Origin of the sequence: Micromonospora deserti (assembly GCF_003236335.1) — a bacterium.
Classification (GTDB): Bacteria; Actinomycetota; Actinomycetes; order Mycobacteriales; family Micromonosporaceae; genus Micromonospora; species Micromonospora deserti.
Genome location: NZ_POUB01000067.1, coordinates 1 through 20063 on the forward strand (window position 1 = coordinate 1; position 20063 = coordinate 20063).

Sequence of the window (20063 nt, forward strand, 5' to 3'; positions counted from 1 at the left end):
GGAGCCCAGCTCAGCAGCCCCACCACCAGCGCGGCGGCGGAGAGCACCGCCACCCCGGCGAGCACCACCAGGGTGGTGCGGCGATGGGTGACCACCCGGGGAAGCGTGCCCGTGGTGGCGTCGCCGCGCGGTGGACGCGGCGGGGACGGGACGGCGGGATCGGGGCCGGGTGCCCGGGCGGCGGAGGTCTCCACGGGTGGTTGAACGCGACTCACCGCGCCGGGGTGACGAATAGGGGCGCTCGCGGCGGCCGGTCTGCGCGTCGAGCGCGACCACATCGGGTGCGCACTCCGGGCGTGCCAGGTGCTGCGACCCCTGCGCCGGGGGCGGGCCGGCCGTGTGACGGCCTGGCCACCGGCCCGGTCGGCCGCCGCGAGCGGCCTACGATGAGAGCCTAGCCCGGTGAGATGTGCCACACAATGGGAATATCGAAGCCGATCAGGGACCGACGGTAGTCGGCCCGGAGTGTCGGACCCCCGGCGTACCGTGGTGGTCATGGCGCTCGACATTCCCCGGCTCGACGGCCGCTTCCAGGTCGTCAGCGAGTTCCAGCCGGCCGGCGACCAGCCGGCGGCCATCGACGACCTGGAGCGTCGGGTCCGACGCGGCGACCGCCACACGGTGCTGCTGGGCGCGACCGGCACCGGCAAGAGCGCCACCACCGCGTGGCTGGTCGAACGGTTGCAGCGGCCGACCCTGGTGCTCGCCCCCAACAAGACCCTCTGCGCCCAGCTGGCCAAGGAGTTCAGCGAGCTGCTCCCGCACAACGCGGTCGAGTACTTCGTCTCCTACTACGACTACTACCAGCCCGAGGCGTACATCCCCCAGACCGACACCTACATCGAGAAGGATTCCTCGATCAACGAGGAGGTCGAGCGGCTCCGCCACTCGGCCACCATGTCACTGCTCACCCGCCGTGACGTGGTGGTGGTGGCGACGGTGTCGGCGATCTACGGCCTGGGCACCCCGGAGGAGTACCTCGACCGGGCCGTGCGGGTCGCCGTCGGGCAGGAGCTCGACCGCGACCAGCTGCTGCGCCGCCTGGTCGACATCCAGTACACCCGCAACGACATGGCCTTCAACCGGGGCACCTTCCGGGTCCGCGGTGACACGCTGGAGATCATCCCGGCGTACGAGGAGCTGGCGGTGCGGATCGAGCTCTTCGGCGACGAGGTGGAGAAGCTCTACTACCTCAACCCGCTCACCGGCGACGTGGTCCGGGAGGTCGACCACCTGTTGATCTTCCCGGCCACGCACTACGCGGCCGGTCCGGAGCGGATGGAGCGGGCCATCCGCGACATCGAGACCGAGCTGGGCGAGCGGCTGGCCGAGCTGGATCGGCAGGGCAAGCTGCTGGAGGCCCAGCGGCTGCGGATGCGTACCACCTACGACATCGAGATGATGCGCCAGGTCGGCTTCTGCTCCGGCATCGAGAACTACTCCATGCACATCGACGGCCGGCTGCCCGGCAGCCCGCCGCACTGCCTGCTCGACTACTTCCCCGACGACTTCCTCACGGTGGTCGACGAGTCCCACGTGACCATCCCGCAGATCGGCGGCATGTACGAGGGCGACGCCTCGCGCAAGCGGATGCTGATCGACCACGGCTTCCGGCTGCCCAGCGCCGCCGACAACCGGCCGCTGCGCTTCGACGAGTTCCTGGAGCGGGTCGGCCAGATGGTCTTCCTCTCCGCCACCCCCGGCCCGTGGGAGCTGGAGCAGGCCCAGGGCGAGTTCGTCGAGCAGGTGATCCGGCCCACCGGCCTGATCGATCCCGAGGTGGTGGTCAAGCCGACCAAGGGCCAGATCGACGACCTGATGCACGAGATCAAGGTGCGCACCGAACGCGACGAGCGGGTGCTGGTCACCACGCTGACCAAGAAGATGGCCGAGGACCTCTCGGACTACCTCCTGGAGAACGGCATCCGGGTGCGCTACCTGCACTCGGAGGTCGACACCCTGCGCCGGGTCGAGCTGCTGCGCGAGCTGCGCAAGGGCGACTACGACGTGCTGGTCGGCATCAACCTGCTCCGCGAGGGTCTCGACCTGCCCGAGGTGTCGCTGGTGGCGATCCTGGACGCCGACAAGGAGGGCTTCCTGCGCAGCGGCCGGTCGCTGATCCAGACCATTGGCCGGGCCGCCCGGAACGTCTCCGGCCAGGTGCACATGTACGCCGACAAGATCACTCCGTCGATGGCGGCCGCGATCGACGAGACCAACCGGCGGCGGGCCAAGCAGATCGCGCACAACGACGCGCACGGCATCAGCCCTGAGCCGCTGCGCAAGAAGATCCACGACATCCTCGACGACATCTACCGTGAGGCGGAGGACACCGAGAATTCGCGGGTCGGCGGGGCGGTGCGCCAGCTCTCCCGTGGCAAGGCGCCGGTCAAGGAGACCCGCAGCCGCAGCCGCGGCGCTGCCGCGCCCGCCCGGGAGGGCATGGCCCGCGCCGAGCTGGCCCAGCTCATCCAGGAGCTCAACGACCAGATGCTGGCCGCGGCGCGTGAGTTGCAGTTCGAGCTGGCCGCCCGGATCCGTGACGAGGTCGCCGACCTCAAGAAGGAGTTGCGCGGCATGGACGCCGCCGGCGTGACGTGACCCCGGCCCGCCCTGGGGCCCGGGTCACGCCCGGGGGCGACGGGCCGCGGTCGTGGGCGTGGTGACGGGTCATCCTCGGCTGGGAGCTCCGCTGGACGTGGTCGATCCGGCCAGCGCCGCGCGGGGCGCGTACTGGGTGGGCTCCTTCGTGGCCGGCACCTTCGACGGTCACTGCCTCACCCGCACGATCGGAGTGGGCGAGGGCGTGGAGCTGCACGCGCACCATGCCGAGCCCGGGCGGCCGGTGCCGAGATCGTCGGGCAGCCCATCGACACCGACTACGGGTCCCGCGACTACACCGCCCGTGACCTGGCCGGCAACGTCTGGTCCTTCGGCACGTACCGGCCCTGACGGTGCCTGGCAGCCGTCCGGAGCACGGTCCAGGCGATGATTGCGGTAAGCGAGCACGCTATTGCGCTGGGTGATCGTCCTGCGTACTCTCCCTCGGTGGGGAGGCGGGGATGCCGTTGCCAACAAGTCCGGTCATTCGTCGTGCACGGCTCGGTGCCGAGCTGCGCCAACTGCGCCGGCGGGAAGCGCTCACCCTGGAGCAGGTCTGCGACCGGCTCGGTTGGGCCTCCACGTCGAAGCTGTCCCGCATCGAGCTCGGTCAGAGCCGGCCGGATCTCGCCGACGTGCTCGACCTGCTCGACGTCTATCAGGTGCCGCCGCCGCAGCGGGATGCGTTGATCGTGATCGCCCGCGACGCCGCCACCAGCCGGAGCTGGTTCAAGGCGCTGGGCGAGATGGGCGAGCGGCAGCGCACCTACGCCGAGCTGGAGGCCGGGGCGGCGAGCATCGTCGACTGGCAGCCGGCCGTCGTGCCGGGGCTGCTCCAGACTCCGGCGTACGCCCGGCTGCGGATCACCGCCGGGCGGCTGCTCGACCCGGGGATCGATGTGGAGGCGGACGTGCGGGCCCGGCTGACCCGCCACGAGGTGCTGCGGCGGGCGGAGCCGCCCCGCTACACGGCGCTGCTCGCCGAGCCGGCGTGCGAGCCGGCCGACGTGCCGGAGGAGGTGTGGCGAAAGCAGTTGCGCCACCTGGTCGACCTGGCCGGCCTGCCCCATGTGACGATCCGGCTGCTGCCCCGGGGCGTGGTGCCGCGGGGCGGCGTGCAGCCGCTCACGCCCTACTCCTGCTACTCCTTCCCCGACCCGGCGGACCCGCGCACCGTGATGCTGGAGGCGCTGACCACCGACGTCCGCCTGGTTGCCGCCACCGACGTCGACCGGTACGAGCGCCTCACCGGTTGGCTGCTGGAGGCGGCGCTGCCGGCCGAGGAGACGGTGGCGGCGCTGGCCCGGCGGGTCGGTGATTGAGCCGGGGGCCGAGCCGGCGAAGGCACGGGACGCCGCGCGCGGCCACCAGGCCCGGCGCCCCCGAGCCCGTCGGGACCGGCGGCCGGCGCGTACGAGCGAACGATAGGGGCGGGGTACGACAGGCTCAGGCCGGCACGTCCACGAAGTGCTCGACGTGCGGCGGGTTGGCGAAGTACGGGCCGATCAACGCCCGCCACTGCTGGAACCGCTCGGCGGCCCGGAAGTTCTGCTCGTGCGCCTCGACCGAGTCCCACTCGACCAGCAGCACGAACCGCGACGGCGACTCGACGCCCCGGGTCATCCGCACCGACCGGCAGCCGGGCGTGCCGGCGAGCACCGGATGCCCCTTGGCGTACGCGACGGCGAACTCGTCCTCGTGTCCGGGCAGTACGTCGATGAGCGCGACCTCAAGCACCATGCCCGCAGCCTCCCATGCCGTGCCGACCGGTCGCCGCGGGGGCCCGGCCGGCTTGATCGCGACCGGCGGCGGAAGGTTGGGGTTGTCGCGACTGGTGCCGGCCCGGCGTGCCGCCTGCCACGTTGATCTGGGCCGGCCGAAGGCCTGACACCTAGCCTCCTAGGATGCCCTACTGACGGTGTCGGCGGCCACGACCAGCACCGAGGATCGCGACAGCGCCGGGGGCCGCGACAGCGCCGGGAATCGGGGCGGTGGTGCGGTGCCGGCGGTCGGGGCGGTGCGGCCGTGGGCCGCCGGCGCCTGGGGCCGAGCTGGTCCGCGGGCCGGGTCGCCCGGACCGCCGGGAGGTATTCCCACCGGACGGGTGGGGGACGACACCGGACACCCGGAGTGCGGTCACTGCCCGCAGTGGGCGAGAATGGCGGATGAGGAGGGGAGTATTCCCCCGCGACGGAGTCGTCAACACGGTCGACCACCGGCCCCCCGGTGGCGCGACCCGGCCCCGTTGGTCGCCGCCCCGTTGCCGGGACGGTGGCGGAAGAGACCTCCGACAGTCACCAGAGTCAGCGTCGCCGGCACATCGCGCCCGCCGAGGGCGTACGGTGTGCCCGTCGTTGCGTGTCTGCCGGAGGAATGAAACTTGGACGTGACGGGACTGGTGTGGGCGGGGACCCTCGTCGCACTGACCGCCATCCTGCTCGTGGACCTGCTGATCATCGGTCGGCGCCCGCACGAGCCGAGTGTGCGCGAGTCGAGCCTCTGGGTCGGCCTCTACGTCGGCCTGGCCCTGCTCTTCGGCGCCGGTGTCTGGCTCGCGTCCGGGGCGAGTGCGGCCGGGCAGTTCTACACCGGCTGGCTGACCGAGTACAGCCTCTCGGTGGACAACCTCTTCGTCTTCGTGATCATCATGGCCCGGTTCGGGGTCCCCCGGCAGTACCAGCAGAAGGTGCTGCTCGTCGGCATCGTGCTGGCTCTGGTCATGCGCGGTGGCTTCATCGCGGCCGGCGCGGCGCTGATCTCGCAGTTCTCCTGGGTGTTCTACATCTTCGGCGCGTTCCTGATCTACACCGCCATCAACCTGGCCCGGCAGGGCGAGCCGGACGAGGAGGAGTTCACCGAGAACGTGCTGATCCGGTGGAGCCGCAAGGCACTGCCGATCTCCAAGGACTACGACGGCGCCAGGCTGACCACGCACGAGAAGAGCCGGCGGGTGTTCACCCCGATGCTGATCGTGATGATCGCGATCGGTACCACCGACCTGATCTTCGCGCTGGACTCGATCCCGGCGATCTTCGGCATCACCCAGGAGCCGTACCTGGTCTTCACCGCGAACGTGTTCGCGCTGATGGGGCTGCGGCAGCTGTACTTCCTGCTGGGCGGCCTGCTGGACCGGCTGATCTACCTCAGCTACGGCCTGGCCGTGGTGCTGGGCTTCATCGGGGTGAAGCTGGTGCTGGAGGCCCTCGCCGACAACAACCTGCCGTTCATCAACAACGGTGAGCACGTCGCCTGGGCGCCGCACATCCCGATCTGGCTCTCGCTGACGGTGATCCTGGGCACTCTGGTGGTGGCCACCGCCGCCAGTCTGGTCAAGTCGTCCCGGGACCGTCGCCGGGAGCTGGCCGAGGCCCGCCGCTGAGGGGTACGCGCGACGAAGGGGGCGCTCCCGGAACCGGGAGCGCCCCTCGTGTCGTACGGGTCAGACCCGGTGCGCGCCGACCAGGGTGGCGATGCGCTCGGCCGGCAGTGGCTCCTCCAGCACCCGCCGCCGGCGGTAGCAGGCGTGCAGCATCCGCCGGTCGTCGCCGGGGCGGGGCTCGGCGGTGACGATGCCGATGTGGTGGATCTTCCGCCCGGGGCGGGCGAAGAAGTAGAGGTCGCCGGGGCGTTCCGCACCCAGCGGCACGGGCGTGGTCGCCACGGCCTGGTCGTCGGCGTCGCGCGGCAGCACCACCCCGAACCGGCGCCAGGCCAGGTGGACCAGGCCGGAGCAGTCGATGCCGTGCGCGGACACCCCGCCCCAGATGTAGACCACGTCGAGCAGGCGCTGCGCGACCGTGAGCACCTCACCGGCCGACGGGGGCATCGTCGGCACCGGCGCCAGGTGGCCGGTGGGCACCCACAGCGGGTCGGCGTGGCCGGCGGCGTGCACCGGCCGCCAGCCGTCGGCGGCCGGCCCGGCCGGTGTCAGCCGGGTGCCGAGGACCACGTCGGGCACGGCCACCGCGCCGCCGGGGGCGGTGTGCAGGGCGGTGACGGTGGCGTCGACCACGAGCGGTTCGGCGCCGGTGACCGGGGCGGCCGGGGCGAGGTGATCGACCGGCAGCCAGCCGGGGTAGCCGCGCGGGTCGAGCTTGGCGGCGGGCTGTTCGAGCGCCACCACGTGCGCCCAGCCGCCCGGGCGCAGCTCGGTGACCAGTACCCGTTCGCCGAGCAGGAGTTGGCTCAGGACGCAGTCGCCGACCTGCTGGTCGGTGTCCATGCCGGAGATCCAGGCCGGGATGTCGGTGCACGCGGCGAGGGCGGGCCGGTCGATCGGCCGTACCGCCTCGGGGGCGCTCCAGAGGGTCGCCACGGCGACCCGGACCAGGGCCTCCCGGCCCGGTTGCAGCTCCACGTCCACCCCCAGCTCGCGCCGCCGTCCCCGCGACCCTATGAAAGTTTCCGACAACCATCAACTATGTGTCTGCACCTTTGCTTCATCCACCGAGGTCACGCCGAGACCCGGCGCGTCGGGCAGCAGCACCGTGGCGCCGTCGTAACGCAACCCACCGCGCACCGGCGACCGGGCCAGCCACCACGCGGCGTCGAGGTCGGAGACGGCGGTGGTGCGGTAGGCGGCGACCAGGCTGGCGGCGGCGCCGATACCCACCTGGCTCTCCATCATGGACCCCACGACGGTGCCGAGGCCGTGCGCGGCGGCCAGGTCGAGCAGGGTCCGGGCCGGGTGCAGGCCACCGCACTTGGCGAGCTTGACGTTGACCATGTCAGCGGCCCGGCGGCGGATCACCTCGACCAGGTCGCGGACTCCGTAGACCGACTCGTCGGCGAGGATCGGCACCTCGACCCGGTCGCTGACCCAGGCCAGGCCGTCCAGGTCCCACCCGGGCACCGGCTGCTCGACCAGTTCGACGTCCAGCCCGGCGTCCTCGATGCCGCGGACGACCCGGACCGCCTCGCGCGGGGTCCAGCCCTGGTTGGCATCGAGCCGGATCCGCACCCCGTCGCCGACCGCCGCGCGGACCGCGCGGACCCGCTCCAGGTCGCCGGCGGCGTCGGTGCCCACCTTCAGCTTGAGGACGCCGAAGCCCTCGGCCAGCCGCTGCCGGGCGGCGGCCGCGAGGTCGGCCGCGTCGCCCGCGGCGAGCGTGACGTCCGTGGGTACCCGCAGGCCGGTGCCGCCGAGCAGCCGCACCAGTGGTACGCCGAGGCGCCGGGCGGCCAGGTCGTGCAGCGCCACGTCGACGGCGGCCTTGGCGGCCTCGTTGCCGGCCACCGCCCGCTGCACCTCGCCGCAGCGGGCGACCAGGTCGTCGGCGTCCCGGCCGGTGAGCAGCGGCCCGAGCAGCTCCCGTACGCACGCCTCGGAGCCGGCCACGCACGCCCCGGTCACCTGCCAGACCTGCGGCGCCTCGCCGAAGCCGGATCGGCCGTCGCGGTCGACGATCTCGACGACCAGGGTGTCCACGGTGGTGGTCCGGCGCAGCGCGGTGACGAACGGGGTGTGTAAGGGGGCGGTGAGCCGGTGGGTGCGTACCACGGCGATCGACATGTGGGGCACCCTATACGCAGATGGGCAGGCACAGGGGAGGCCGGATGATGGGGCGGGACTGGGAGCTGGTGGGTGCGCCGAACGCGCGCGACCTGGGCGGGCTGATTGGCGCGGAGGGGCGGCGGGTGCGCCCCGGCCGGCTGGTCCGCACTCCGGCACTGGGCCGGCTGATCGACGAGGACCTGCCGGTGCTGGCGAAGCTGGGTCCGGCCTGCGTGGTGGATCTGCGGGACCACTCGGAGCAGGCGGTCGCCCCGCCGGACCGGCTGCCGGGCGAGCCCCGGGTCGTGCACCTGCCGGTGCACGACGCCGAGCATCCGGTGTTCACCTACGTCTCGGCGATGCTGCTCGGGCACGACCTGGGCGCGTACACGGAGCTGGCGCGGCAGGGCACCCCGGCGGCGATGGCGGCGATCTACCGGTGGTTCGTCACCGGGAAGTCGGCCCGGCGGGGTTTCGCCGCGACGGTCCGGCTGGCGGCCGGGCCGGAGAACCTGCCGCTGCTGTACCACTGCTCGGCCGGCAAGGACCGTACCGGCTGGCTCACCGTGGTGCTGCTGCACGCCCTCGGGGTGGACGAGGCGGCGATCCGCGCCGACTACCTGGCGAACAACGCGCTGACCGAGAGCCTGCGGGAGGTGATCCTGGAGGCGATGCGGCAGCGGCAGCCCGAGCTGGACGTGGCGGCGGTGCGGCCGGTGCTGGAGGTGCGCGAGGAGTACCTCGACGCCGCGTACGGCGAGGTGGAGCGGGTGCACGGCTCGTTCGGGGCGTACCTGCGCGACGGGCTGGGGATCGGCGACGAGGTCATCGTGGCGCTGCGGGCGCACCTGCTGGAGTGACCGGCGTGGCGGCGGGGTCGCGGGCGGCTCGGCCGGTGACGATCAGCGCCTGCCCGGCGGCATAGCTGGCCATCACCCAGATCGGTGGACCGGGCGGGGTGGCCACCTCGGCCACCCCGACGGCGATGAGCAGGTCGGAACCGAGGAAGAGCGCGCCGCCGAGGCCGACCCGCCAGCCACACCCGGCGGCGGTGCTGGCCATGACGGCCAGGGCCACCGCGTAACCGGCCACCGGCACCGCCAGCCCGGCGTCGGTCAGGCCGGGCCACATCCAGGCGAGCGCGGCGACGGTGAGCACCGCGTACCCGACCGGGACGGCCAGCAGCGGCGGGCGGCGCAACGCGGTCGCCGCGCCGCCGCGGGTGAAGGCCGCGATGTAGCACAGGTGGGCGGCGAGGAAGAGCGCCATTCCGGTGAGGAACGCGCCGTCGCCGTCGCCAAGCAGCGCGACGTCGCCGCCGGTGGAGAAGGCGAGCGCGGCGAGGACCAGCCGTTCCGGCCGGGCGCCGCGTTCGGCGGCGGCCCGCCAGAGGTACGCCGCGAGCAGCGGCATCAGCACCGGCTTGGTGAGCAGTTCGGCGAGGCCGTTGCCGGTGGCGTTGGCGAGCAGGTTCGCCGCGGTCACGGCGGCGAAGGCGGTCAGCAGGACTCGGCTACGGGGCATCGGCGACTCCTCGCGGGGCGGCGGTGGCCAGCAGCGTAGGCGGTGCGGAGCGGCGGGGGCTAGCCGCCGGGGGCCAGGTCGTGCCGGGCGTCCCAGACCCGCCGGGAGATGGCCGCGATCAGCTTGCAGGCGTCGTCCTCGGGATCCTCGCCGGTGGACCCGCCGTCTGTCAGCCCGGTGGTGGTGCAGACGACGACCGTGTACGGGGGAGCGTCGTCCGGGAAGACCACGCCGGCGCCGTGCCGCACGCCGCGTACCCAGCCGTTCTTGTGGGCGATGCGGGTGCTCGGGGGCAGCCCGGCGGCGAGGTCCTCGCGGTGCTCCTGCGCGACGAGCACGTCGAGCATCGCGGCGCGGCCGGCTGGGGAGGCGAGCGGTCCGGGCCGGTCGGCGCCGTCGGCCAGCGCGCCGAGCAGGGCGGCCAGGTCGGCGGTGGTGACCAGGTTGGTGATGCCGGCGTCGCGGGCGGCGAAATCCTCGATCCCCCGGCCGGTGACGCTGTGCCGGGCCCCGGCGAGCGCCCAGACCTCGGCCACGGCGGGCAGGCCGACGTGGCCGATGACGATGTTGGTGGCGAGGTTGCTGGAGCGGACGATCATGCGCTGGGCGAGCCAGCGTAGCGGAGCGGTGGCGCCGACCCGCGCCCAGACGGCGTCGTCGTTGTCGTAGTGCCGGGCACAGGAGAACCGGGGGGCGCCCGGCCGGGCGGAGTCGAACTCGTTGTGCACCGTGACCGGTGCGTCCAGGTCGAGGGTGCCGGCCTCGGCGGCCCGGTACAGGGCGGCGAGCACGGCGAGTTTCATGGTGCTGGCCGCGTAGTGGGTGGCGTCGGGCAGCCGGGTCCAGGCCGGGGCGGCGCCGAGCCGGCCCACGGACGCCGAGATCGTGCCGGGCATCCGGTCCAGCCGGGCGTCGAGCTCATCCCACCTCACGCTCCGACCGTAACCGACCCCTGGGCCCGGAACGCTCCCGGGCCCGCTCCCGGCGATCATGAGGTTGGCGGCGGTGTCGATCTCCGTGACCGCCGCCAACCTCATGATCATCGCGTGGGGCGTCAGCCGCCGTGCTTGCGGCGGGCGGCGGTGCGGGCCCGCTGGGTCTGGTCGAGGACCACCTTGCGGATGCGCACGGCGGCGGGGGTGACCTCGACGCACTCGTCCTCGCGGCAGAACTCCAGTGCCTGCTCCAGCGACAGCTTGCGCGGCGGGATCAGCTTCTCGGTCTCGTCGGCGGTCGACGAGCGCATGTTGGTGAGCTTCTTCTCCTTGGTGATGTTGACGTCCATGTCGTCGGCGCGGGAGTTCTCGCCGACGATCATGCCCTCGTACACCTCGGTGCCGGGCTCCACGAAGAGCTGACCGCGCTCCTGGAGGTTGGTCATCGCGAACGCGGTGACCGAGCCGGCGCGGTCGGCGACCAGCGAGCCGTTGTTGCGGGTGCGCAGCTCGCCGAACCAGGGTTCGTACGACTCGAAGACGTGGTGCAGGATGCCGGTGCCCCGGGTCTCGGTGAGGAACTCGGTGCGGAAGCCGATCAGGCCGCGGGCCGGGACCAGCCACTCCATCCGGATCCAGCCGGTGCCGTGGTTGACCAGCTGCTCCATCCGGCCCTTGCGGGTCGCCAGCAGCTGGGTGATCGCGCCGAGGTACTCCTCGGGGGCGTCGATGGTGAGCCGCTCCACCGGCTCGCAGGTCTTGCCGTCGATCTCCTTGGTGACCACCTGCGGCTTGCCGACGGTCAGCTCGTACTGCTCGCGGCGCATCTGCTCGACCAGGATCGCCAGGGCCAGCTCACCGCGGCCCTGCACCTCCCAGGCGTCCGGGCGTTCGGTGGGCAGCACCCGCAGCGACACGTTGCCGACCAGCTCCTTGTCGAGGCGGTCCTTGACCATCCGGGCGGTGACCTTGGCGCCCTTGACCCGGCCCACCAGCGGCGAGGTGTTGGTGCCGATGGTCATCGAGATGGCCGGCTCGTCGACGGTGATCAGCGGCAGCGGCTGCGGGTTCTCCGCGTCGGCGAGGGTCTCGCCGATCATGATCTCGGGGATGCCGGCGACGGCGATGATGTCGCCCGGGCCGGCCGAGTCGGCGGGCTTGCGTTCCAGGCCCTCGGTCATCAGCAGTTCGGAGATGCGTACCCGCTGGGTGCTGCCGTCGGTGCGGCACCAGGCCACGGTCTGACCCTTGCTGATGGTGCCCTGCCGGACCCGGCACAGCGCGAGCCGGCCGAGGAACGGCGAGGCGTCGAGGTTGGTGACGTGCGCCTGCAGCGGCGCGTCCTCGTCGTAGGCGGGCGGCGGGATGGTGTCGAGCAGGGTGCGGAACAGCGGCTCCAGGTTGTGGCTGTCCTGCGGTACCGCCCCGTCTGCCGGTTGGGTGAGCGAGGCGATGCCGTCGCGGGCGCAGGCGAAGACGATCGGGAAGTCGATCTGCTCCTCGTCGGCGTCCAGGTCGAGGAAGAGCTCGTAGGTGTCGTCCACGACCTCCTTGATCCGGGCGTCCGGACGGTCCACCTTGTTGATCACCAGAATGATCGGCAGTCGGGCCTGGAGGGCCTTGCGCAGCACGAAGCGGGTCTGTGGCAACGGACCCTCGCTGGCGTCGACCAGCAGCACCACGCCGTCGACCATGGTCAGGCCGCGCTCCACCTCGCCGCCGAAGTCGGCGTGGCCGGGGGTGTCGATGATGTTGATCGTCACCGGGTCGGAGCCGTCCGCCGGCAGGTAGCGCACGCCGGTGTTCTTGGCGAGGATGGTGATGCCCTTCTCACGTTCGAGGTCCATCGAGTCCATCACCCGCTCGGTCACCTCGCCCCGGGCGCCGTAGGCGCCGGCCTGCCGCAACATGGCGTCGACCAGGGTGGTCTTGCCGTGGTCGACGTGAGCGATGATGGCGACGTTGCGGAGGTCGGTGCGAAGCTGCATACCCTCCATACTCTCCTGTCTGCGGTTGCCCGGGCCGCGTCGGGGTCAACCCCCAGATGGCCCGGGTCTCTGGTGAAACTCCTGTCCCAGCCGTTCGAACGGCTGGCATGCTGACCCTCGTGTTCATGGGGGCCGAGTGCACGACCTGCTGACCTCACTGCAGGGCCTGCCGCCCCTGCTGATCTACCTGGTCGCCGCGCTGATCGTCGCGGCGGAGACCGCCGTGATCTTCGGACTGCTGGTGCCGGGCGAGGCGACCCTGCTGCTGGTCGGTTTCCTAGCGTACGCGGGGACGCTACGGCTCGGCCCGGCGCTGCTGGTGATGGTGGCGGCGGCGGTGACCGGGGACACACTCGCCTACCGCGCCGGCCGCCGGTACGGGCCGCGGCTGCGCGGGGGCCGCTTCGGCGCCCGGGTCGGCCCGCACCGGTGGAACCGGGCCGACGCCATGCTCGCCCGCCTCGGCGGGCGGGGGGTGTTCACCGCCCGCTGGGTGGCCTTCGCCCGTACCCTGGTGCCCCGGCTGGCCGGGGCGGCGAACATGCCGTACCGGCGGTTCGCGCCGTGGAACCTGGCCGGGGTGCTGACCTGGGTGGGCGGGTCGGTGCTGGTCGGGTTCCTCGCCGGTGAGTCGTACAACACAGTGTCCCGGCTGCTCGGCCGGGCCACCGGCGCGGTCCTGGTGCTGATGGCGGCGCTGGTCGCGGTGGTGCTGGCGGGGCGGTGGCTGGGACGCAACCCCGACCCGGCGCGGGTGCTGCTGTCCCGGGCCGCCGGGCTGCCGCCGCTGCGCTGGCTGCGCGCCCGGTACGGGGTGCTGTTCCTCCTGCTCGCCACGCACGTCGGGCCGGCCTGGACGCTGCTGATCAACCTGGTCGCCGGGCTGCTGCTGCTGTTCGTGGCCGGGTTCGCCATCGCCTGGGTGCTGGAGGCGGTGGTCCGGCACAGCGGGCTGGCGGTGATCGACGGCGTCATCGCCGGCTGGTTCGCCGAGCGGCGTACCGCGGGCGCGGTCGACGCCACGCTCGCGGTGGTCTCGGTGGCGCGCGGCTCGTTCCTGATCGTGCTGGTGGCGGTGGTGGCCGCGGTGCTGGCCTGGCGGACCCGGCCCTGGCGGGCGGATCTGCTCAGCGTGGTGGGCACGGTGGGCGCGTTCGTGCCGCTGGTGGTGCTCGCCGTGGTGGTCGACCTGGCCGAACCCGCCACGGCGGGCCCCGGCGGGCAGGACGGCGTGCTGCTCCCGACGCAGAACGCCGTGGTGACGGCGAGCCTGTGCACGCTGGCCTGGCTGGTGTCCCGGGGGGCCCGCTGGCCGGTGGCGGTGGCCGCGTGGACCGCCGCGGCGGCCGGGGTGGTCGGCATCGGCGGGGCGCGGCTGTACCTGGGGTTGAGCACGGCCAGCGGCACGGCCACCTCGGTGCTGCTCGGTGCGGCGTGGACCACCGTGTTTATGGTCGCGTGGGCCACCCGGGACCGGGCGGTCGGCGACGGCGCCGAGGCGGCCGGCCGCAGCGGGGTGCGCGTCGACGCGTGATCCGGCGGATTCCACCGGCGGTCGAGGGTTGCCAACCCGGCGGGAGGGTGACGAGGATCACCCGGTGCGCCGGTCCCGACAGACGGGACCCCGGCGACAAAGGAGTCCCGATGTCCGAAGTGAACCGGCGTTCCCTGCTCCGCGGCGCCGCCGCGGCGGCCGGTGGTGTCGTGCTCGGCGGCCCGTTCCTCGGGTTCGTCTCCCGCGAGCGGGCCGGGGCGGTGGGCCGCCGCCCGGCGCCCCGCCCGGCCCTCGGCCCGGTGCCGGATCTGCGTGACGGACAGGTGCGGCTGCACCTGCCGGCAGGCTTCCGCTACCGGTCGTTCCACGACACCGAGTTCCCCGTCGTGCTCGACGACGGCACCCGGCTGCCTGGCCGGCACGACGGCATGGGCGCCTTCCGCGGCCCCGGTGGCACGGTCCGGCTGGTCCGCAACCACGAGGTGAACAATCCGGGGCCGGCCTTCGGTGACGCCTCCCTGGCGTACGACCCGATGGCACAGGGCGGCACCACCACCGTCGAGGTCACCCGGTTCGGCGAGGTGCGCGGGGCCTGGACCAGCCTGAACGGCACCATGATGAACTGCTCCGGCGGCCGGATGCCGTGGGGCAGCTGGGTCAGCTGCGAGGAGACGGTCAACGGCCCCGACGTCGGCCCCGATTTCACCGGCACCTCCAACGTGCCGCTCACCCAGCCGCACGGCTTCATCTTCGAGGTCCCGGTGGACCGGCCGGCCGACCGGCGGCCGATCACCGCGGCCGGTCGGTTCGCCCACGAGTCGGTGGCGTTCGACCCGGTGGGCGGGCACCTCTACCTGACCGAGGACAACTTCGGCTACCCGTCCGGCTTCTACCGCTACACGCCGCCGCGGCACCCGATGCGCTGCGGCCGGCTGGCCGACGGGGGCCGGCTGCAGATGCTCGCCGTGCGTGGCCGGCCCAACCTCGACCTGGCCGCGGCGCAGCGCCGGCACGCCACCTACCGGGTGCAGTGGGTGGACATCGACGACGCGGCGCCCCGCTTCCCGTACACGCCGGGCGAGGTCGCGCCGACCAGCAACGACGAGGCGCTGACGTACGTGGCCCGGCAGGGCTGGGCCCACGGCGCGGCGTACTTCTCTCGGCTGGAGGGATCGGCGTACGACGACGGGATCGTCTACTTCACCGCCACCCAGGGCGGTGGGCCGGCCGAGGCGTCCACCGGGCCGATCGCGGACGGCTACGGCAACGGACACGGCCAGATCTGGGCGTACGACTGCCGTGCGCAGGTGCTGCGCCTGGTCTACGAGTCGCCCGGCCCGGACGTGCTCGACTTCCCGGACAACGTGACCACCAGCCCGCGCGGGACCATCGTGGTCTGCGAGGACAACGTGGACGACAACTACGTTCGGGGCCTGACCGCCCGCGGTGAGCTGTTCGACATCGCGCTGAACCGGCTGGTCGGCAGCACCGGAGCGGACCGGTCGAACGACGAGTTCGCCGGATCGACGTTCAGCCCGGACGGACACACCCTGTTCGTCAACATCCAGGCGAGCCGGGGCATGACGTTCGCGATCTGGGGCGACTGGCGCGGCATCGGGGTCTGAGGCGTCGGCGGCGGGGTCCAGGGCCACCCCCGGCTCCCGCCGCCGCCCCGGCGTCGGGCGGTCTGCTCCCGGCAGCGGCGACGAGCAGCGGCGCGCGGCCCGGCGACGGCGGAGGGGTGACGCCCGTGCCGGAAAGACCCGGGTGAGGGCCCGGGCGGGGTGCGGGCGACCGAGGCGGCGCTGCTGCTCGGGCTCCTATGCTGCAACGGGGGGCGACACGGGGGAGAAGCGACGGCACGTGGCAGGTCACGGGACGTACCAGCGGCAGGAGAGGCGGCGCGAGCAGTCGGTCGCGAAGATCGGCGCCGCCCTGTCCCGCGGCCCGCGGGGCTGACCGGCGTGCTCGACCGGCTGGCGACCCGACTCGCCACCGCCGCCCTGCGGTTGCCGGCCGCGCGGGCCCGGCGGGTCACGGTGACCCGCGGCATCCGGGTGCGGGTCCGCGACGGCGTGCCCCTGCGCACCGACCACTACGCCCCCGACCTGGCCGGCGCGCCGACCGTGCTGATCCGCACCCCGTACGGGCGGGGCGGGCCGATGCGGCTGCTCGGCCGGGTGACCGCCGAGCGCGGTTTTCACGTGGTGATCCAGGCCTGTCGGGGCACGGACGGCTCGGGCGGGGTGTTCGCCCCGCTGGTGCACGAGCGCGAGGACGGCCTGGACACCCTGGACTGGTTGCGCCGCCAGCGCTGGTGGTCCGGGGCGTTCGGCATGTTCGGCGCCAGCTACCAGGGTTTCGTGCAGTGGGCCCTGGCGGCCGACGCGGGGGAGGAGTTGCGCGCGATGGTCGCGGTGGTGACCGCCTCGGCCACCCGCGACTCCACCTACGCCGGGGAGTCCTTCGCGCTGGACACCGTGCTCACCTGGGCCGAGCTGCTCCAGGCGCAGACCGTGCCGTGGCTGGCCCGGCAGTGGGAGCTCAAGCGGGGCCAACCCCGGCTGGCCGCCGCGCTGGCCCACCTGCCGCTGGCCGAGGCCGACCGGGTCGCCACCGGGGTCACCGTGCCGTTCTTCCAGGAGTGGCTGCGCCACCACACCCCGGACGCCGACTACTGGCGGCCCCGGATGTTCGCCGGCCGGATCACGCAGGTGCGTGCCCCGGTGGCGATGGTCAGTGGCTGGCACGACATCTTCCTGCCGGCGCAGCTGCGCGACTTCGCCGCCCTGCGGGCCGCCGGCGCCCGCCCCCGGCTGACCGTCGGGCCGTGGACCCACGGCAGCCCGGGGCTGTTCGTGGCCGCCCTGCGTGAGGGCCTGGACTGGCTCGACGAGCACCTGGCCGGACGGCCGGCGAGCCGGACGGCGCCGGTTCGGCTGCACGTCGGCGGGGTCGGCGGCGGCTGGCGGGACCTGCCGGACTGGCCCCCGCCGGCCACGCCCACCCGGTGGTATTTGCACCCGGGCGGCGGGCTGGCCACCGCCGCGCCGGTCCCGTCGGCGCCGCACCGGTTCTGGTACGACCCGGCCGACCCGACACCCTCCCTCGGTGGCCCGCTGCTCGTCGCCCAACGGGCCGGGCCGGTGGACAACCGCCCGGTCGAGGCCCGCCCCGACGTGCTGACCTTCACCACCGCCGCGCTGGACGCGCCGGTCGAGGTGATCGGCCCGGTCCGCGCCGAGGTGCACGTGCGCAGCGAACTGCCGTACCTGGACGTCTTCGTGCGACTGTGCGACGTGGATCGCCGCGGGCGGTCCTGGAACGTCTGCGACGGGCTGGTCCGGGTGGCGCCCGGCCGATACGGCGCCGACCCGGCGGGGGTGGTGCGGGTGCCGGTGGAGCTCTGGCCCACGGCTCACCGGTTCGCCCCCGGGCACCGGCTGCGTCTCCAGGTCTCCGGCGGCGCCCACCCCCGGTACGCGCGCAACCCCGGCACCGGTGAACCCCTCGGCACCGCCGTCACCCTGCGTGCTGGTTGGCGTGAGGTCCTGCACGACCCGGAGTACCCCTCCGCGGTGCTCCTGCCGACCGTCCACGCCGGCCCACAATCTCCTCCAAGGTGAACATCGCCCGCTGAGCTGGGCATTCATTCATCGATCGGGTTATTGTTGGGCCAACGCCCGGCGCTGTGCACCCATTGGCCGGGCCTGCCGTGGGCCCTCGCATCGCGTACACGGTGTCACGGTCGTGCCCGGCCCCCGACATCCACAAGGGGGAAACCCATGACGCGGGCACCGGAAAACCTGTTGGCCGTCCGCCGCCTGCTGCTCGCCCACCTCAACGTCGACCCGGACACCGTCCGGAGTCAGGATCTCGAACCCGCCGAGGTCGGCATCGTCGGCGATGCCTCGCACCGCGGCGGCTACCACTGCGGCTCCGACCGGGTGGTGCCCAACGACTACTCCGTCGTGGAGTCGCCCCGCGACTCCGCCGGCCTGACCCTCGACGCGGCGGCGCTCGATGTCGGGCTCTTCGAGGTCCGCTCCGGCGGCCGCACCCACAACCTGTACAGCTTCTCCACCTGGTGCGTGGGGCAGTGCGTCGCCAACGCCCCGGACACCCGGGACATCCGCGAGATCATCTACTCACCCGACGGTAGGGTCGTCCGCCGCTGGGATCGGCTGCGCCGGCGCAGCAGCGGCGACGACTCGCACCTGTGGCACACCCACTTCAGTTTCTTCCGCGACTCGATCAAGGCGAACCGGGACCAGACGCCGCTGTTCCGTCGCTACCTGACCACCATCGGACTCCTGGAGGACGACATGACCCCCGAAGAGCACGCCTGGCTCGCCACCATCCACCGGAACCTGACGGTCCTGGACGGGCGCAACCCGATCGGGCAGATCTACACCCGGATGGCCATGGGCGAGGACCACACCGGCGCGACGGTGCCGAACCACCCCACCTTGAGGAGCATCGGCGCCCAGCTCACCGCCCTGCAGACGGCGCTGAGCACCCTGTCCACCAAGGACTTCACCGACGAGCCGGCGATCATCGCGGGCGTCCTCGCCGAGCTCACCCCGGAGAAGATCGCCGCGGCGATCCCGCCCACTATGGCCAAGCAGGTGGCCGACGAACTGGCCCGCCGCCTGGTCGCCTGACCCGGCCGGCGCAGTTACCCGTTCGGTGACCGGCGCGTGCCGTCGACCTGACGGTGTCCCTGCTGTCGGGACGCCGCCAGGTCGACGACCTGGTCTCGGTTGCGCCGGGGCGGGCGGAGGTGACGCGCTGGGCGGCGGCCGGGGCCCGCGGCCGCCGCCGCCGGCAGGAGCCTAGAGCGGGCGGACGTTGTCCGCCTGCGGACCCTTCTGACCCTGGGTCACGTCGAACTCGACCTTCTGGCCCTCGTTCAGCTCCCGGTAACCGCTTGTCGCGATGGCCGAGTAGTGGACGAACACGTCCGGGCCTCCGCCGTCCTGCTCGATGAAGCCGAAGCCCTTTTCCGAGTTGAACCACTTGACCGTGCCGGTTGCCATGCATCTCTCCCTGTTCACCACGGGCGACCCGACCCACGGCCGATGATCGCCCTGTACTCCCCGACAGTAACCGGCCAAACCCCGATCTGCGGGGCGAAGTGCCGCAGGCGGTGCGGTGAACTCTCCGGGTCGGGCACGGGCGAAACCCGCCCGGCGGCCGGCTGACTGCGGCATGCTGCCCGGATGAGGGTAGCCGCGGCCGCTGCGCTGACCGAACTGGAGCGGGAGATCCTCGCTCCGGGTGCCGGGCTGGACCGGCTCCGGCTGGCTCGCGCCCCGTTCGTCCCCGAGGTGCGGCTGCACCTGGCCGAGGACGCCATCGTCTGGTGGGCCCGGATGGAGGCGTACGCCGGGCACCCCCTCCCGCCGCCGTACTGGGCGTCGGTCTGGGCCGGCGGGCAGGCCCTCGCCCGGCACCTGCTCGACCACCCCGAGCTGGCGGCCGGCCGGCGGGTGCTCGACCTGGCGGCCGGGTCGGGCCTGGTGGCGATCGCCGCCGCGCTCGCCGGTGCCGACCGGGTCGTCGCCAACGACATCGACCCGTACGCGGTCGCCGCGGTCACCGTCAACGCCCGAGCCAACCGGGTCGCTGTCGCGGCCATCGGCGGCGACCTGCTCGATTCCGAGCCGACCGGGGTGGACCTGCTGGTCGCCGGGGACGTCCTCTACAGCCCGGCGATGGCGGCTCGGATGCTGCCGTTCCTGCGCCGGGTCGCCTCCGCCGGAGCCGACGTGCTGGTCGGCGACCCCGGCCGGGGGCACCTCCCGGCGGACGGGCTCACCGTGGTGGCCAGCTATCCGGTGCCGACCACCGAACCCGCCGTCGACTCGCCGGTGCGGCGGGTGCTCGTGCTGCGCCCCCGCTGACCCGGCGGCCGTCTCAGGGAGGACCCCGAGGCGGACACCAGGGGCCGGTAGGGGATCGGACCCGATGCCCGTGGTTGCCGGCCGGGCATAGCGTACGGGGCATGGCGGACTGGCTGACCC

16 protein-coding genes are annotated in these 20063 nt (G+C 73.2%); 9 read left to right on the forward strand and 7 right to left on the reverse strand.

Going from position 1 to position 20063, the window contains the following annotated elements:
* Positions 1–495: 495 nt before the first annotated feature.
* Together uvrB and C1I99_RS12420 are read left to right on the forward strand one after the other, a co-directional pair.
* Positions 496–2601, forward strand: coding sequence for an excinuclease ABC subunit UvrB (gene uvrB, locus C1I99_RS12410; protein ID WP_111134387.1), 2106 nt, complete (start codon positions 496–498; stop codon positions 2599–2601).
* Between the two features lie 461 nt (positions 2602–3062).
* Positions 3063–3923, forward strand: coding sequence for a helix-turn-helix domain-containing protein (locus C1I99_RS12420; protein WP_111134374.1), 861 nt, complete (start codon positions 3063–3065; stop codon positions 3921–3923).
* A 124-nt stretch (positions 3924–4047) separates the two neighbouring features.
* Here the strand turns inward: C1I99_RS12420 and C1I99_RS12425 are convergent, their stop codons facing one another.
* Entirely contained in the window at positions 4048–4341 is a 294-nt protein-coding gene (locus C1I99_RS12425) for an antibiotic biosynthesis monooxygenase family protein (RefSeq protein ID WP_111134375.1), read from the reverse strand.
* A 640-nt stretch (positions 4342–4981) separates the two neighbouring features.
* On the opposite strand from C1I99_RS12425, the gene C1I99_RS12430 reads away from it, so the two are divergent.
* Positions 4982–5980 carry a TerC family protein gene (locus C1I99_RS12430; protein WP_111134376.1) on the forward strand — a complete coding sequence of 333 codons (999 nt, stop codon included), beginning with the start codon at positions 4982–4984 and terminating at the stop codon, positions 5978–5980.
* A gap of 60 nt (positions 5981–6040) precedes the next feature.
* Here C1I99_RS12430 and C1I99_RS12435 read toward each other — a convergent pair whose 3' ends face one another.
* Together C1I99_RS12435 and C1I99_RS12440 are read right to left on the reverse strand one after the other, a co-directional pair.
* Positions 6041–7012, reverse strand: coding sequence for a C40 family peptidase (locus tag C1I99_RS12435; protein ID WP_233512481.1), 972 nt, complete (start codon positions 7010–7012; stop codon positions 6041–6043).
* A 3-nt stretch (positions 7013–7015) separates the two neighbouring features.
* On the reverse strand, positions 7016–8113 hold the full coding sequence (locus C1I99_RS12440) for a mandelate racemase/muconate lactonizing enzyme family protein (RefSeq protein WP_111134377.1): 1098 nt from the start codon (positions 8111–8113) through the stop codon (positions 7016–7018).
* Between the two features lie 44 nt (positions 8114–8157).
* On the opposite strand from C1I99_RS12440, the gene C1I99_RS12445 reads away from it, so the two are divergent.
* On the forward strand, positions 8158–8955 hold the full coding sequence (locus C1I99_RS12445) for a tyrosine-protein phosphatase (protein ID WP_111134378.1): 798 nt from the start codon (positions 8158–8160) through the stop codon (positions 8953–8955).
* Here the strand turns inward: C1I99_RS12445 and C1I99_RS12450 are convergent.
* The 3 genes from C1I99_RS12450 to typA all read right to left on the reverse strand — a co-directional run bounded on the left by C1I99_RS12450 (position 8921) and on the right by typA (position 12542).
* Complete coding sequence (locus tag C1I99_RS12450; RefSeq protein WP_111134379.1) at positions 8921–9619, reverse strand: lysoplasmalogenase; 699 nt, start codon at positions 9617–9619, stop codon at positions 8921–8923. The genes C1I99_RS12445 and C1I99_RS12450 overlap by 35 nt on opposite strands.
* Positions 9620–9678: 59 nt before the next feature.
* Complete coding sequence (locus tag C1I99_RS12455) at positions 9679–10551, reverse strand: serine hydrolase (RefSeq protein ID WP_111134389.1); 873 nt, start codon at positions 10549–10551, stop codon at positions 9679–9681.
* Positions 10552–10673: 122 nt separating this feature from the next.
* Complete coding sequence (gene typA, locus C1I99_RS12460) at positions 10674–12542, reverse strand: translational GTPase TypA (RefSeq protein ID WP_111134380.1); 1869 nt, start codon at positions 12540–12542, stop codon at positions 10674–10676.
* A 136-nt stretch (positions 12543–12678) separates the two neighbouring features.
* Here typA and C1I99_RS12465 point away from each other — a divergent pair, with 136 nt between their 5' ends.
* From C1I99_RS12465 to C1I99_RS12480, 4 genes are all read left to right on the forward strand, one after another.
* Positions 12679–14076: a DedA family protein gene (locus tag C1I99_RS12465; protein ID WP_111134381.1), complete on the forward strand. Its 1398-nt coding sequence runs from the start codon at positions 12679–12681 to the stop codon at positions 14074–14076.
* Positions 14077–14186: 110 nt separating this feature from the next.
* The gene (locus C1I99_RS12470) at positions 14187–15662 is read left to right on the forward strand and encodes a PhoX family protein (RefSeq protein WP_111134382.1); all 1476 of its coding nucleotides are present in this window, start codon (positions 14187–14189) and stop codon (positions 15660–15662) included.
* Between the two features lie 339 nt (positions 15663–16001).
* A complete protein-coding gene (locus tag C1I99_RS12475; protein WP_111134383.1) occupies positions 16002–17663 on the forward strand; it encodes a CocE/NonD family hydrolase in 1662 nt (553 codons plus the stop codon).
* A gap of 159 nt (positions 17664–17822) precedes the next feature.
* Positions 17823–18701 carry a hypothetical protein gene (locus tag C1I99_RS12480; RefSeq protein ID WP_111134384.1) on the forward strand — a complete coding sequence of 293 codons (879 nt, stop codon included), beginning with the start codon at positions 17823–17825 and terminating at the stop codon, positions 18699–18701.
* Positions 18702–18872: 171 nt separating this feature from the next.
* Here the strand turns inward: C1I99_RS12480 and C1I99_RS12485 are convergent, their stop codons facing one another.
* On the reverse strand, positions 18873–19076 hold the full coding sequence (locus C1I99_RS12485) for a cold-shock protein (RefSeq protein WP_111134385.1): 204 nt from the start codon (positions 19074–19076) through the stop codon (positions 18873–18875).
* A gap of 183 nt (positions 19077–19259) precedes the next feature.
* Between C1I99_RS12485 and C1I99_RS12490 the strand changes: the two genes are divergently transcribed.
* On the forward strand, positions 19260–19943 hold the full coding sequence (locus C1I99_RS12490) for a class I SAM-dependent methyltransferase (protein ID WP_111134386.1): 684 nt from the start codon (positions 19260–19262) through the stop codon (positions 19941–19943).
* Positions 19944–20063 lie beyond the last annotated feature (120 nt).

Coding starts and splice junctions, on each gene's coding strand:
- uvrB (WP_111134387.1), top strand. CDS start 496: ATGGCGCTCGACATTCCCCGGCTCGACGGCCGCTTCCAGGTCGTCAGC.
- C1I99_RS12420 (WP_111134374.1), top strand. CDS start 3,063: ATGCCGTTGCCAACAAGTCCGGTCATTCGTCGTGCACGGCTCGGTGCC.
- C1I99_RS12425 (WP_111134375.1), bottom strand. CDS start 4,341: ATGGTGCTTGAGGTCGCGCTCATCGACGTACTGCCCGGACACGAGGAC.
- C1I99_RS12440 (WP_111134377.1), bottom strand. CDS start 8,113: ATGTCGATCGCCGTGGTACGCACCCACCGGCTCACCGCCCCCTTACAC.
- C1I99_RS12445 (WP_111134378.1), top strand. CDS start 8,158: ATGATGGGGCGGGACTGGGAGCTGGTGGGTGCGCCGAACGCGCGCGAC.
- C1I99_RS12450 (WP_111134379.1), bottom strand. CDS start 9,619: ATGCCCCGTAGCCGAGTCCTGCTGACCGCCTTCGCCGCCGTGACCGCG.
- typA (WP_111134380.1), bottom strand. CDS start 12,542: ATGCAGCTTCGCACCGACCTCCGCAACGTCGCCATCATCGCTCACGTC.
- C1I99_RS12470 (WP_111134382.1), top strand. CDS start 14,187: ATGTCCGAAGTGAACCGGCGTTCCCTGCTCCGCGGCGCCGCCGCGGCG.
- C1I99_RS12480 (WP_111134384.1), top strand. CDS start 17,823: ATGACGCGGGCACCGGAAAACCTGTTGGCCGTCCGCCGCCTGCTGCTC.
- C1I99_RS12485 (WP_111134385.1), bottom strand. CDS start 19,076: ATGGCAACCGGCACGGTCAAGTGGTTCAACTCGGAAAAGGGCTTCGGC.
- C1I99_RS12490 (WP_111134386.1), top strand. CDS start 19,260: ATGAGGGTAGCCGCGGCCGCTGCGCTGACCGAACTGGAGCGGGAGATC.